Origin of the sequence: Falsiroseomonas sp. E2-1-a20 (assembly GCF_051433195.1) — a bacterium.
In the GTDB taxonomy this organism is placed as follows: domain Bacteria; phylum Pseudomonadota; class Alphaproteobacteria; order Acetobacterales; family Acetobacteraceae; genus Falsiroseomonas.
On the sequence record NZ_JBHMFT010000024.1, the window covers coordinates 1 to 12,169 of the forward strand.

Sequence of the window (12,169 nt, forward strand, 5' to 3'; positions counted from 1 at the left end):
GCGGTGGGCCCAATCGGCCGGCGCCTCGTGAGAAGCGTCAGCTTGGTGAACCCGTTACCTCCGCCTCGGCGGGCCATGGAAGCTAGCGGGAAACCCGGTCGCTTTCAAGTGGCCGCCTCGTCGTCGGTGGGCGCTTTCTAGTGGCGGGGCCGCCTCCTGTCAAATGACCCGCCGCACCCGGCCGGACACCCCGGAAACCCAGGCAAACCCTCGCCTTGCGACGCAAAAGGGGCGGCCCCTGCAGGCCGCCCCCTGTCATCGATCTGCATTTTTCCTGGGAAAAAGCGTCAGCTGTCCATCTGGATGTTGTTGTCCCGGATGACGGCCGCCCAGCGCTCGATCTCGGCGCCGACGAAGCGCCGTGCCTCGGCCGGGTCGGAGGCGACGATGTCGCAGCCCTGTTCCTCGATCCGCGCCTTCACGTTCGGATCGGCCAGCGCCTCCTTCAGCGCCGCATGCATGCGGTCGACGATCGGCTGCGGCGTGCCGGCGCGACCGAAGAAGGCCCACCAGGTCGGCGCCTCGAAATCCCCGAACCCCTGCTGCGCGAAGGACCGGGTGCCCGGCACATGCCGAGTCTCGCCCCGCGTCGTCACCCCAAGCGGCCGCAGCGTCCCGGCCCGGATGTGCTGGGAGACGATGACCACGTTGGTCATGAACAGCGGAATTTCGTTCGCCACCGCGGCCGTCACGGCCGGGCCGCCGCCGCGGTAGGGCACGTGGGTCAGCTTGAAGCCGCTGCGCTGCTGCAACAGCGTGGTCGAGATATGCGCCAGGCCGCCGACGCCGGAGGTCGCGTAGTTCAGCGCGTCCGGGTTCCGCTTCGCCGCGGCCACCACCTCCTCGAAGTTCTGGAAGGGGGTGGAGCTGTGCGCCGTCATCACCAGCGGCCCGGTCGCCACCAGGCTCACCGGCAGAAGGTCCTCCATGGTCTTGTAGTTCAGGCGCAGCAGGGTCTGGTTCGGCGCCTCGTTGTCATAGGCCAGCATCCAGGCGCTGCCATCCGACGGCGCGCGGGCCATTTCGGAGGCGCCGATGGAGCCCGAGGCGCCGCCGCGGTTCTCGATCACCACCGGCTGGCCAAGAATGGCGGCCAGCCGCGGCTGGAACAGCCGCGCGACGGTATCGGTCGACCCACCCGGCGCCCAGGGCACGATCAGGCGGATCGGCCTGTTCGGCCAGGCGCCCTGCGCTGCCACGATGGATGGGGCCGCCAAGCCGGCTGCCACCGCGCCCATCAATGTCCGACGCTGCATCATTTGCAGTTTTCCTCCCGAATTTCGACGCGCGACCCTAGGGGCGCGGCCCTCCTCTCGCCAAGCCCCGAAAAGACATCAGCTATCGGCGCGGATGTTGTTGTCGCGGATCACGGCGCCCCATTTCTCGATCTCGGCGCGCACGAAGGCTTCGGTCTCGGCCGGGGTGGAGCCGACGATCTCGGCGCCCTGCTCGGCCATGCGGGCCTGGACGTTGGCCTCGCCCAGAACCTGCTTCACCGCCTGCTGCATGCGCTCCAGGATCGGCATCGGGATGCCGGCGGGACCGACGAGCTGCCAGTAGGTCAACGCCTCGAAGTCCGGGAAACCCAGGCGGGTGAAGGGCACCACGCCGGGCAGGAAGCGGCTGTCGGTCTGCTGGGTCAGGCCCAGCGGGCGCAGGGCGCCGGCGCGGATATGCGGCAGGATGATCACGATATTGGACATGAACAGCGGCACATGGCCCGCCAGGCTGTCCTGCAGCGCCGGGCCGCCGCCGCGATAGGGCACGTGTTCCAGGCTGAAGCCGCCACGCTGCTGCAGCAGCACGGTTGCGATATGGGCGCCGCTGCCGACGCCCGTCGTCGCGTAGTTCAAGGTCCGTGGTCGTGCCTTTGCCGCCTCCGCCATCTGGGCGAAGGTCTGGAACGGCGTGCTCGGGTGGGTCACCAGCGCGTAGGGGCAGGTGCCGACCAGGGTGCAGAAGGAAAACGCCTGCATCACCCGATAGGGCATTTGCATCAGCGTCTCATTCGTCGCCAGCGTGTCGTTGGCCAGCAGCCAGGTGTAGCCATCCGGCGCCGCGCGCGCGGTTTCCGAGGATCCGACCGAGCCCGAGGCACCGGCCCGGTTCTCCACCACCACGGGCCGCCCGAGCAGTTCCGTCAGCTTCGGCTGCAGGATGCGCGCCACCGTGTCGTTCGAGCCGCCGGGCGGGAATGGCACGATGATCCGGACCGGCCGGTTCGGCCAGGCTTCCTGCGCGCGGCCGAGTCCGGGCAGGATCAGCGGCGTGGCCAAGGGCGCGATCAGCAACGTGCGGCGCTTCATGGAGTCACGTCTCCCGTGATTTTTTCCATTGCCGCATGACGCGCCGCGCCGATCAAGCACCGAAACGTCAGGACGTGGCTTTGGCCGCTGGCCTGGCGAAGGCCCGCACCGCCAGCACCGCCCCGGCCAGCGCCAGCATGGATCCGGCCAGCCCGGTCCAGCCCAGGCCCCAGCCGGCGATGATCGCCCCGCCATAGGCGGCCCCGGTCCCCTGCCCCGCGAAGATCACCGCGCCGTTCAGCGCCAGCGCCACGGAACGGTCCTGCGGCGCCAGGCCCATCAGCCGGGCCTGCACCAGCGGCGCCAGCGCGAACAGCGAAGCCGATCCGGCAAAGACCAGCAGGCTCAGCGGCACCGCGTGCCAGAAGGCCGGCGGCAGCCCGAGCAGCAGCGAATAGCCGACCAGGGCCGCCGCCAGCACCAGGAACAGCCGCACCGGCACCCGCGCGCCGCCCGATTCGGCCAGCCGGCCGCCGAACCAGATGCCCAGGATGCTGCCGAGCCCGACGAAGACCTGGATGGCGCCGATGCCCGACCCCTCGATGCCCGTGGTCGCCGTGACGATCGGGCCAAGATAGGCGGCGATGCAGAACAGCCCGGCGAAGGCGAGCCAGCTGGTCCCCAGCACCCGCAGGATGGCGGGCTTCAACGCGATGCCGAGCGACCCGGCGCCACCGCGATCCGTGCTCGGCAGCGCCGGCAGCCCGATGCGCACCGCCAGCGCCGCACTCAGCGCCAGAAGGCCGGAGAAGACGAAGGTGCCGCGCCAGCCGGCCGCGCCGCCGATCGCGGTGCCCAAGGGAATGCCAAGGGAGAAGGCCAGGGTCAGCCCCGCCATCACGGTGGCGATGGCCCGCCCGCGCTGTTCCACCGGCACCAGCATGGAGGCCGCGACCGCCGGCAGCACCAGGCTCGCGGCCAGCGCCGTGGCCACGCGCAGCGCCAGCGCCGTGCCGAAATCCGGCACCAGCGCGGTGGCCAGGTTCAGCGCCCCGATCAGGCCGAGGCCGATGGTCAGCAGCGTCCGGCGGTCCACCCGCGCCGTCAGGGCCGCGATCGGCGGGCCGGCGATGGCGAAGGTCAGGGCATAGATGGCAGCGAGCTGCCCGGCGGTGGCCAGGCCGACGCCGAGATCCTCGCCCAGCCGCGCGATCAATCCGGTGAAGGCATAGGCACCGGTGGCCGAGGCGAATTGGGCCCAGGTCAGCAGCCAGATTCGGCGGTCCATGTCCTTTCCCAGGCGCGGGACCGCATCCTAGCCGGATGGCGCCGCGGCAGCATCTGGGCGCGCGGGTCAGTTCGACCAGGGGTCGCCCAGGCGCAGGCCGGCGCGGCGGAAGGCGCAGCCGAAGGCGATGGCGGCGGCCGTGGCGGCATAGGCCTGCGGCGGTGGCAGGCGGCGCAGCAGGAAGGCCAGCGCCTCCCGCCGTGGGCCGCGCTGGGCGCAGGCCATGGCCAGCAGCAGGGCCGGCTCCTCTCCCACCAGGCGCGGGCAGAGCGGGCAGCCCACGGTCAGCGGGTGCTGCGCCAGGGTGCGGAGCAGCGCATCGAGCGGCTCGGCCGCGGCGCCGGCATCCTCGGTCGAGAGCAGGTGCCGCAGCGCCAGCAGCGCCGGCTCCCCGCGGCGGGCGGCGGCGGCCCAGGCGCGGGTGGCATCGATCGCCAGGCGCTCGGCCGGCGGCAGGGCATCCGCCTCCGCATTGCTCCAGGGCCAGTTGGGGAGGCCGGTTGTCGCCATGGAATCGCTCCTGCCTGTCGGTGTCCGGGATACCGCAATTGCGAGTCATTCGCAAATATTCAATGGCAGGTCATTCAGGCGGTCTTCACCCGCGGCATGCCAGAAACGGCCCGGCGTTGGATGGAAAACCCCGAGATGCGAGGCCGCGCGTGGCGTTTCCTGCCCCTGCTGGTGCTGGCCGTCGGCCTCGGCGCATGTGCGCGACTGCCAGGCGAGGAAGCGCGCTCCACCGCGGCCGCTGGCGCGGTGCGCGGCTTCGCGGCGATTTCGGCGCATGGCCTGCCGCTCGGCTCGGCCGTGGCGGTCGCGTCTGGCAGGCTGCTGACCAACGCGCATACACTGCCCGAAGGCCTGTCCCGGGTGCAGGCGCAGCGCGGCGATGGCGGTCCGCCCGTTGCGGCGGTGGTGCTCGCGCGCAGCCGGGTCATGGACCTGGCGGTGCTCGGCGTCGCGCCCGGGCATTTCCTCCCGGTCCCGATCGAGGCCGGCCCCGTCGCCGCGGGCGAGTTGCTGGTCGCCCTCGGTGCGCCGAATGCGGGGCCGGCGCTGGCGCACGGCATCGTCCACCTGCCGGATGCGCTGCTGGCCGGGACCGGGCGCGGCATGACGGCTTGGATGGGCGCGCTGATGGGGTACTCCGGCGGTCCCGCATTGGACGGCCAGGGCCGCCTGCGGGGGTTGGTGACGGCCCTTCTGCGGCCCGGCATGGCCCCGCTGCTCGCCGCCCTCACCGGCATCGACCTTGGCGGAATGACACGCAATCGTGAGGAGCGTGAGGTTTTCATCCTATCCATCGCCGAGGCGATGGCCGAATCCGAGCGGATCGCACCGGAGTCCGGAGCAGGGCCAAGGTAGAACTTGACCGCTCCGCGGTCCCTGCGGCTCATGGACCGTCCGCCCAGGCATGGCGGGCGACCCCCCAGCGTCACACCCCCCGGTGCGCCGCTCCGACAATTACCGGCACCCCGGGCTCCAGGCACAGACCCGGAGCCCGCTGAACCTGTCGCACATGACAGCACAGGTGCCGCCCAGGCCGCCCCCTTGCGGGACGGCGTGAAGGAGGACTGATCTTGCCGAAGAGCTGGATGCGCTTGTTGCCGCTGCCTCTCCCCATGGCGCTCGCCCTGGTCCTGACCGGCCTTTCCGTGCCCGCCGCGCCCACCGCCGAGGCGCATGACTTCGCACCGCAACGCGGAATCGCTTCCTATTACCACCCGCACCGCTTCACCGGCCGCACCATGGCCAATGGCGAGCGTTTCAACCCCCGCTCCAACTCCGCAGCCCACCGCACCCTGCCGCTGGGCACCGAGGCGATGGTCACCAACCTGAACACCGGCGAGAGCCGGCGCGTCGTCATCGAGGATCGCGGCCCGCATATCCGTGGCCGCATCATCGACGTCTCGCCGCGCATCGCCGAGGAACTCGGCATGCGCGGCGCCGGGCTGGCGCGGGTCGAGATCCGGCCGCTGGGCGAGGACGACTGACGCGCCTCTGCCCTACCTCGTGCCGGGTGGCAGGCCGATGTCCCAGGGCGCGCGCTCGGATTCGAGCAGCGCCTCGGACCGGGTGATGCCGATATCCTTCAGCATCCGGTCATCCATCTGCGCCAGTTGCCGGCGCGTGGTGACGACCCGCAGCGTGACCGCCAGCCAGTCGAGCCAGGTGCCGCCGTGCTGCTGCGGGACGTCGCGGCGGAACCCGGCCTGGCCGGGCTGACGCAGGGCGCCGGGGGAAAGCAGGAAGCCGGACATCGCTGAGGTTCCTTCTGATGGACCATCGGGATGCAACATCGGTGCGGAACCCACATCAGTAAAACGAGTAATCTTGACGTGGCGCATCATCATCCTTGATGCTCCCCTGATGCCTCCCCTGCCCCCCGGCCTGGACCCCGACCTGCTGCGCGCCTTCGTGCTGATCGCGGAGGGGCGGTCCTTCACCCGCGCGGCGGACCGGGTGGGGCGGACGCAGTCCGCGGTGTCCATGCAGATCCGCCGGCTGGAACAGGTGCTGGGCCAGCCTCTGCTGGTGCGCACCTCGAAGGGCGTGCAGCCGACGCCGCAGGGCGCCTGGCTGCTGGACCGCGCCCGCGCGCTGCTGGCGCTGAACGACGAGATCGTCGGCAATTTCCGCGCGCCGCCGATGGTCGGCTCGGTGCGGCTCGGCACCCCGGACGACTACGCGCTGAACTGGCTGCCGGGCATCCTGGCGCGCTTCGCCGAGGCGCATCCGGCGGTCGAACTCGACGTCACCTGCCTGAATTCGGATGTACTGGTGGAGCAGTTCCGCCAGGGGCATCTTGACCTGACCCTGGTCAGCGAGGGGCAGGAACCGCCGGGCGTCGCGGCGCAGCGGGTCTGGCGCGGGCCGCTGCGCTGGGTCGGCAGCCCGACGCATGGGTTGCACCGGCGGGACCCGCTGCCGCTGGCGCTGTCGCGGCCCAACATGCACCCCTCGCGGCCCGAATTCGCATGCGCCTGGCGCAAAGCGGCGCTCGCGGCGCTCCACAAGGCCGGGCGGAGCAGCCGGGTGACCTACAATTCCGCGACGCAGACCGGCTGCTTCACCGTCGCCCTGGCCGGGCTCGCGCTCACCGTCAGCACGCCGACGACCCTGCCGGAGGGGCTCGCCTGGCTGGGCGAGCTGGAGGGCCTGCCGCCGCTGCCGGACATGGGCATCCTGCTGCTGCGCCACCATTCCGGCGTGGGCGTGCCGGCGGTGGATGCCCTGGCGCAGTCGATCGAGGAGGGGTTTCGCCGCGCGGCCGAGACCACCGGGGTGGTGCTGGCCGCCTGATCACCAGCGGCGGAACCTACCAGCGGCGGACCGGCCCGCAATCCAGGTGGACGAAGCCGTTGCTGGTATAGAGCCCGACACCGCCGAGCCGCAGCTCCGCCGCCAGCCGTGCCATTTCCCGGCTGTTGCGGTCCGGCAGCCGGCAATCCGCCGCCATGCCCGACATGTGCAGCGAGACCTGGGAGACGCGGCGGCTGCGGCTGGCGTTCTGCGCGTTGGTCTCCGGCGTACGGTAGCCGCTGATGACCTCGTAGTGCTCGTCGCTGTCCATCCGGTTGGCGACGGTGGACATCACGTCGAACAGGCGCGGGTCCATCGGCGTGGTCTCGGCCTTGGACAGGTCGCGGAACACGTAGTCCAACTGGCGCAGCGCCGGGCGGTCGTAGCGGCCGTTCCGGAAATAGACGCCGCTGAAGCTGTCGCCCGTCACCTGGCGCCGCACCCGCAGGCTGCGCGTCGCGCCCTGCGCCAGCACCGGGCCGGCGACGCTGGCGCCAAGTCCCGCGAGTGCCGCGATCAGCACGCCGCGCCGCGCCACCGGATGATCCGGCACGAAGCCTTCCGGCAGGTCCGCGCCGGGCTGGCAGCAGGGGCAGCCGAACACCAGGGCCATCAGCGCGCCGTTACCTGCTGCATCCGCGCGACGCTCGCCATGGCGGCGCGGTTGGGCAGCGCCATGGCACGGGCGTAGGCGGCATCCAGCCGGTAGATGTCGGGCCGGATGCGCACCCTTCCGTCGGCCTCGATCACCGTGGTGGTGTAGTGCAGCCGCAGCGGCAGGCTGCGGCCGAGCGTGACCACGCTGGTGCCGCGGCTAGCGAGCGCCCGGTTCGCCCGCGCCAGGTCCCAGCCCGCGGTGCCCTGCAACACCGTCGCCATCAGCGCGTCCGGGTCCGCCAGGCGGATGCAGCCGGAGGAGAAGGCGCGGTCGGGCCGGCGGAACAGATGCCGGTCGGGCGTGTCGTGCAGGAAGATGTCGTCGTTGTTCGGCATGATGAACTTCAGCCGGCCGAGGGCGCTGGAATCGCCGGCGTCCTGCCGCACGAAATACGGGAAGCGCTGGCCGCTGATGCTGGACCAGTCGATGGTCCGCGGGTCGATCTCCACCCGTTCCCCGCCGACCACGGTGAACACCCGGAAGCCGCGCTCCATCATCGCCTGCGGGTCGCGCCGGAAGCGCGGCAGCAGATCCTCCCGCGCATTGCGCTCCGGCACGCCCCAGGGCGGGTTGAACTGCAAGGCGGTCAGGCGGACGTTCAGCATCGGCGTGGCGCGGTCCGGCCGGCCGACGATCACGGCCATGGCCAGGATTTCCCGGTCCCCCTCCATCACCTGCAGCCGGAAATCCGGCACGTTGACCTCGACGCGGCGCTCGGCCGGCGGCGTCGGTGCGCCGCGGCGCATGTCGAGCGCGACGCGAAGCTGGTCGATGCGCGCGCCGATCGGGCGGTTCAGCAGGCCGATGCTGATCGGGCCGACCCGGCCATCGACCTCGAGCCCGTTCGCCGCCTGCCAGCGGCGCACCGCGGCCTCCAGCACCGGGTCGTACAGCGGGCCGAGATCGGGCGCGGCGGCGAGGATCGGATCCTCCGCCGCCAGCCGGGCGCGCAGCAGCGGCACCCTTTCCGCATCCACCATGCCGGGGTCGATCGTGGCGGTGCCGGGGACCTGCGCCCATTCGCCATTCGCGGCGATGCCGCGCTGCCGGGCGAGTTCCGCCTTCAGCGCCGCGGCGCCGCGCGGCAGCATCGCCGCACGCTCCAGCAGGCCGGCCGGGTCGGGCGTGGTCGCCAGTTCCGCCATCCAGGCATCGAGGTTCAGCGTCGCGGCGTTGCGCCGCAGGTCGGCCCGCCCCGGCATCTCCCGCACCCGGCCCGCAACGAGGTCCTGCAGCGCGAGCGCCGCCGAGACATGCAGGGCGGCGCGCCAGGCGGCGGGGTCACTCGCGGCGAGCGTGCTGTCCGGGATGTTGTAGTGGCGCGGGTCCAGCCCGTCCTCCTCGAGCCGCAGCAGGCGGTCGACGAGGCGAAGCAGCGCCTCCCCGGCCGTCAGGCCGCTCGCCGGTGGGACCGACGTGGGGACAGGCGGGATGGCGGGGCGCAGGACCTGGGCCGCGGCGGGCGCCGCGGCGAAGGCGAAGGCTGCGGCGAGGAGCGGCCGGCGGGCGATGTCCATGCGCATGAAATACCAAAGGGGGGTCCGGGTTGCAAACGCGCCAGGCGAAGTTCGGACCCGAACCGGATTCATCTCCCGCCGAAGTGTTCCGCCTCAGCGCCCGCCACCGACCGGCAGGACCGCGCCGGTGACATAGGCGCTGGCGGGCGAGAGCAGGAACAGCACCGCCTCCGCCACCTCCCCCGGCGTGCCCATGCGGCGCAGCGGGATATGGGGCACGATGCGGCCGATGCGATCCGGGATGCCGGCGCTGGCGTGGATGTCGGTGTCGATCATGCCCGGCGCCACAGCATTTACCCGGATGCCCTGCCCCGCCAGTTCCTTGGACAGGCCCGCGACCATGGAATCGACCGCCCCCTTGGTGGCGGCGTAGTGGATGAATTCGAAGGCGGAGCCGATCCCGGCGGCGCGGGAGGACAGCGCGACGATGCCGCCGCCGCGCCCGCCACGGCCCGTCGCCATGCGCCGCGCCGCCTCCCGGCAGGTGGCGGCCAGGCCGAGCACGTTGACGCGGAACACCTCGGCCCATGTGGCATCCATGGAATCGAGGAAGTCGGAGGCCGGGCCGGTGATGCCGGCATTGGCCACCAGCGCATCCAGCCGGCCGAAGCGGGAATCCAGCGCGGCGAAGCAACGGGCATTGGCGGCCGGGTCGCCGGCATCGGCCAGGACGAGCTCGACCGCGGCGCCGGCCGCGCGGCAGGCCGCCGCCGTGGCCTCCGCGGCCGCCTGCCCGTGGCGCCATGTCAGCACGAGGTCGTACCCGCGGGCGGCCGCCAGCCGCGCCACCGCGGCGCCGATGCCGCGCCCGGCGCCCGTCACAAGCATCACCGGCCTGTCGTCCATCGCATCCTCCGATCCTGCAACCACCCCAGGCCGGCAGGATGCGCGGGACGTTCAGCCGAAGGCCAGACACAGCAGCCAGGCGACCAGCGCGGCGGCGCCGATGATCACCAGGAAGGACCCGATCGCGGCCAGGCCCTCGCCCCTGCGTTCGCCTTCTTCCGGCTTGGCGATGGGGCGGGACTGCGGCACGCCGGCCGGCGGGCTGAACGGGTCGCGCCGGCGCTGCGGCGCGGGCGATGGGTCGATGGCACGCAGGCGGGCCGGTTCGGCGGGCATGGCGGGCTTCCTTGGCGACAGGCGTTCCGATGCCTGCAACGCGCCCGCCAGCCCTCGGATGCAACCGTTACGGATCACATTCCAAGGAGTGGCCGCGCCGGTTCATGCCGCGGCCGCTTCCGCCCCGGTGAGCTGCGTCCGCACCAGCTCCGCGAAGCGCCCCTCCAGCGCCACGAGTTCGGCGAAACTGCCGCGCTCGACCACGTGCCCCTGCTCGAACACCAGGATCTCCTCGGCGTCGCGGACCGTGGACAGGCGGTGGGCGATGACGAAGGTGGTGCGGCCGGACATCAGGGCGCGGAGCGCGCGCTGCACCCGGGCCTCCGTCGCCGCATCCAGCGCGCTGGTCGCCTCATCCAATATGAGCACCGGCGGGTCCTTCAGCAGCGCCCGCGCGATGGCCAGGCGCTGGCGCTGGCCGCCGGACAGCTGCGTGCCACGCTCGCCGACCAGCGTGTCGTAGCCCTGCGGCTTGGCGGTGATGAAGTCATGCGCCTCTGCCATCCGGCAGCAGCGTTCGAGATCCTCCTGCGTCGCATCGGGGCGGCCGATCAGCAGGTTGGCGCGGATGGTGCGGTTGAACAGCAGGCTCTCCTGGAACACCACGCCGACGTTGCGGCGCAGGCTGTCCAGCGTCAGGTCGCGCAGGTCATGCCCATCCAGCGTGATGCGCCCCTCGGACGGATCCCACAGCCGTTGCAGCAGGGCCATGGCGGTGGATTTGCCGGCGCCGGTCTGGCCAACCAGGGCGATGGTGCGGCCTGGCGGCGCGTCCAGGTCCACATCCTTCAGGATGGAGGGCCCACCCGGATAGGCGAAGCCGACCTTCTCGAACCGCACCGCGCCCTCGGCCCGCGCCAGCGTCAGCGCCGCCGGCTTTTCCGGCACCGAGGATCGCGCGTCGAGGACGGCGAAGAATTCCTCCAGCGACGGCATCTGGAACACCAGGCGGGAGACGAACCCGACCGCGCCCTCGAGCCGGCTGATCAGCAGCGTGGCGAAGCCCATGAAGGACACGATCTCGCCCACCGACGCCTCGCCCCGCACATGCAGCACGGTGCCGAGCACGAAGATGGCGATGACGGTGATGGTCGACGCCGCCCGCGTCAGCACGGCGACCACGGCCCACCAGTTCAGCACCGGGAACTGATGGTCCAGCACCTGGCGCACGATGTCGCCGAACAGCCGCGTCTCGGACGCGAGCCGGGAGAAGGACTGCACCACCACGACGTTGGACAGCGCATCCTGCGCATTGCCGGCCAGGCGCGATTGCAGCGACTCCACCTCGCCCTGCGCCACCTCGGTCTTCTGGATCACCCAGGCCGAGACGATGGCGAACAGCGCGACCAGCACGATCAGCAGCAGGCCGAGCCGCCAGTTCATCACCAGGGTCAGCGGCAGCAGCACGAGGGCGGCGATGAAGGTGGTCAGGTGCTCGCGGAAGAAGGACAGCCAAAGGCCGAACAGATTGTCCGACCCCACCAGCATCACCTTCATCAGCCGGCCGGATTGGGTGTCGCCGTGAAACGACAACGGCAGGGACATCACGTGTTCGAAGTAGCGCGCCATGATGGTCAGGCGGTTGCGGTGCGCCATGCGGTCCGACAGCAGCGATGTGGCGACGTTGGCGCCGATGGCCGAGAGCCCGACCGCCGCCCACAGCACCAGCAACGCCAGGGCCTCCGCCCACAGGGAGGCGGCGGACATGCGCTCGGACCGTGCCAGCAGGTCGATGACCCGGCCGAACAGCACCGGCTCCAGGAACGACAGGCCGGCCAGGGCCAGGGAGGCGAAAGCCAGCCCGTAGGCGATCCATCGATCCGGACCCAGCAGCCGGAGAACCCGCATGTACAGACGCAAGAACCGCATGGACCGACCTTTCCCTCCCCCGCATTCCGAGTCGGCAACGTCCAGGGGAATCGACCCAACGTCAGCGATTTACCGGGCAGCTTGCAACCCGCCAGCTTGCAAGCTGCGCCTCGAATGCGGCAGGAACACGCTGCAAGCGGCAGAGCGGAGCAGAAGTTTCCGCGCC

General features: G+C 71.6%; 13 protein-coding genes. 3 read left to right on the top strand and 10 right to left on the bottom strand.

Annotation, left to right across the window (positions count from 1 at the left end; translation table 11 throughout):
• Window positions 1-287 precede the first annotated feature (287 nt).
• The 4 genes from ACFHPP_RS22675 to ACFHPP_RS22690 all read right to left on the bottom strand — a co-directional run bounded on the left by ACFHPP_RS22675 (window position 288) and on the right by ACFHPP_RS22690 (window position 4,044).
• Window positions 288-1,259, bottom strand: a complete 972-nt coding sequence (locus ACFHPP_RS22675) for a Bug family tripartite tricarboxylate transporter substrate binding protein (protein ID WP_437165513.1) — start codon at window positions 1,257-1,259, stop codon at window positions 288-290.
• Window positions 1,260-1,334: 75 nt separating this feature from the next.
• Complete coding sequence (locus ACFHPP_RS22680; RefSeq protein ID WP_437165514.1) at window positions 1,335-2,306, bottom strand: Bug family tripartite tricarboxylate transporter substrate binding protein; 972 nt, start codon at window positions 2,304-2,306, stop codon at window positions 1,335-1,337.
• A 67-nt stretch (window positions 2,307-2,373) separates the two neighbouring features.
• Window positions 2,374-3,534, bottom strand: coding sequence for an MFS transporter (locus tag ACFHPP_RS22685; protein WP_437165515.1), 1,161 nt, complete (start codon window positions 3,532-3,534; stop codon window positions 2,374-2,376).
• A 66-nt stretch (window positions 3,535-3,600) separates the two neighbouring features.
• Window positions 3,601-4,044 (bottom strand): hypothetical protein, encoded by a 444-nt coding sequence (locus ACFHPP_RS22690; protein WP_437165516.1) that lies wholly within the window; start codon window positions 4,042-4,044, stop codon window positions 3,601-3,603.
• A gap of 135 nt (window positions 4,045-4,179) precedes the next feature.
• Here ACFHPP_RS22690 and ACFHPP_RS22695 point away from each other — a divergent pair, with 135 nt between their 5' ends.
• Window positions 4,180-4,899, top strand: a complete 720-nt coding sequence (locus ACFHPP_RS22695) for a trypsin-like peptidase domain-containing protein (RefSeq protein WP_437165517.1) — start codon at window positions 4,180-4,182, stop codon at window positions 4,897-4,899.
• A gap of 239 nt (window positions 4,900-5,138) precedes the next feature.
• Window positions 5,139-5,528, top strand: coding sequence for a septal ring lytic transglycosylase RlpA family protein (locus ACFHPP_RS22700; protein ID WP_437165518.1), 390 nt, complete (start codon window positions 5,139-5,141; stop codon window positions 5,526-5,528).
• Window positions 5,529-5,540: 12 nt separating this feature from the next.
• Here ACFHPP_RS22700 and ACFHPP_RS22705 read toward each other — a convergent pair whose 3' ends face one another.
• Complete coding sequence (locus ACFHPP_RS22705; protein ID WP_437165519.1) at window positions 5,541-5,795, bottom strand: DUF1127 domain-containing protein; 255 nt, start codon at window positions 5,793-5,795, stop codon at window positions 5,541-5,543.
• A 109-nt stretch (window positions 5,796-5,904) separates the two neighbouring features.
• Between ACFHPP_RS22705 and ACFHPP_RS22710 the strand changes: the two genes are divergently transcribed.
• Window positions 5,905-6,837, top strand: a complete 933-nt coding sequence (locus ACFHPP_RS22710; RefSeq protein ID WP_437165520.1) for a LysR family transcriptional regulator — start codon at window positions 5,905-5,907, stop codon at window positions 6,835-6,837.
• A gap of 16 nt (window positions 6,838-6,853) precedes the next feature.
• On the opposite strand, the gene ACFHPP_RS22715 is transcribed toward ACFHPP_RS22710, so the two are convergent.
• From ACFHPP_RS22715 to ACFHPP_RS22735, 5 genes are all read right to left on the bottom strand, one after another.
• Window positions 6,854-7,450, bottom strand: coding sequence for a DUF882 domain-containing protein (locus ACFHPP_RS22715; protein WP_437165521.1), 597 nt, complete (start codon window positions 7,448-7,450; stop codon window positions 6,854-6,856).
• Window positions 7,450-9,012, bottom strand: a complete 1,563-nt coding sequence (locus ACFHPP_RS22720) for a L,D-transpeptidase family protein (RefSeq protein WP_437165522.1) — start codon at window positions 9,010-9,012, stop codon at window positions 7,450-7,452. The genes ACFHPP_RS22715 and ACFHPP_RS22720 overlap by 1 nt, the downstream gene beginning before the upstream one ends.
• A 93-nt stretch (window positions 9,013-9,105) precedes the next feature.
• Window positions 9,106-9,858 carry an SDR family oxidoreductase gene (locus ACFHPP_RS22725; protein ID WP_437165523.1) on the bottom strand — a complete coding sequence of 251 codons (753 nt, stop codon included), beginning with the start codon at window positions 9,856-9,858 and terminating at the stop codon, window positions 9,106-9,108.
• Between the two features lie 51 nt (window positions 9,859-9,909).
• Window positions 9,910-10,134 (bottom strand): hypothetical protein, encoded by a 225-nt coding sequence (locus ACFHPP_RS22730; RefSeq protein ID WP_437165524.1) that lies wholly within the window; start codon window positions 10,132-10,134, stop codon window positions 9,910-9,912.
• Window positions 10,135-10,236: 102 nt separating this feature from the next.
• A complete protein-coding gene (locus ACFHPP_RS22735; protein ID WP_437165525.1) occupies window positions 10,237-12,003 on the bottom strand; it encodes a glucan ABC transporter ATP-binding protein/ permease in 1,767 nt (588 codons plus the stop codon).
• Window positions 12,004-12,169 lie beyond the last annotated feature (166 nt).

Bases quoted from the DNA above. Each gene is read 5' to 3' on its own strand.
- ACFHPP_RS22675 (WP_437165513.1), bottom strand. From the start codon at position 1,259: ATGATGCAGCGTCGGACATTGATGGGCGCGGTGGCAGCCGGCTTGGCG.
- ACFHPP_RS22680 (WP_437165514.1), bottom strand. From the start codon at position 2,306: ATGAAGCGCCGCACGTTGCTGATCGCGCCCTTGGCCACGCCGCTGATC.
- ACFHPP_RS22685 (WP_437165515.1), bottom strand. From the start codon at position 3,534: ATGGACCGCCGAATCTGGCTGCTGACCTGGGCCCAATTCGCCTCGGCC.
- ACFHPP_RS22690 (WP_437165516.1), bottom strand. From the start codon at position 4,044: ATGGCGACAACCGGCCTCCCCAACTGGCCCTGGAGCAATGCGGAGGCG.
- ACFHPP_RS22695 (WP_437165517.1), top strand. From the start codon at position 4,180: ATGCGAGGCCGCGCGTGGCGTTTCCTGCCCCTGCTGGTGCTGGCCGTC.
- ACFHPP_RS22705 (WP_437165519.1), bottom strand. From the start codon at position 5,795: ATGTCCGGCTTCCTGCTTTCCCCCGGCGCCCTGCGTCAGCCCGGCCAG.
- ACFHPP_RS22710 (WP_437165520.1), top strand. From the start codon at position 5,905: ATGCCTCCCCTGCCCCCCGGCCTGGACCCCGACCTGCTGCGCGCCTTC.
- ACFHPP_RS22715 (WP_437165521.1), bottom strand. From the start codon at position 7,450: ATGGCCCTGGTGTTCGGCTGCCCCTGCTGCCAGCCCGGCGCGGACCTG.
- ACFHPP_RS22720 (WP_437165522.1), bottom strand. From the start codon at position 9,012: ATGGACATCGCCCGCCGGCCGCTCCTCGCCGCAGCCTTCGCCTTCGCC.
- ACFHPP_RS22725 (WP_437165523.1), bottom strand. From the start codon at position 9,858: ATGGACGACAGGCCGGTGATGCTTGTGACGGGCGCCGGGCGCGGCATC.
- ACFHPP_RS22730 (WP_437165524.1), bottom strand. From the start codon at position 10,134: ATGCCCGCCGAACCGGCCCGCCTGCGTGCCATCGACCCATCGCCCGCG.
- ACFHPP_RS22735 (WP_437165525.1), bottom strand. From the start codon at position 12,003: ATGCGGTTCTTGCGTCTGTACATGCGGGTTCTCCGGCTGCTGGGTCCG.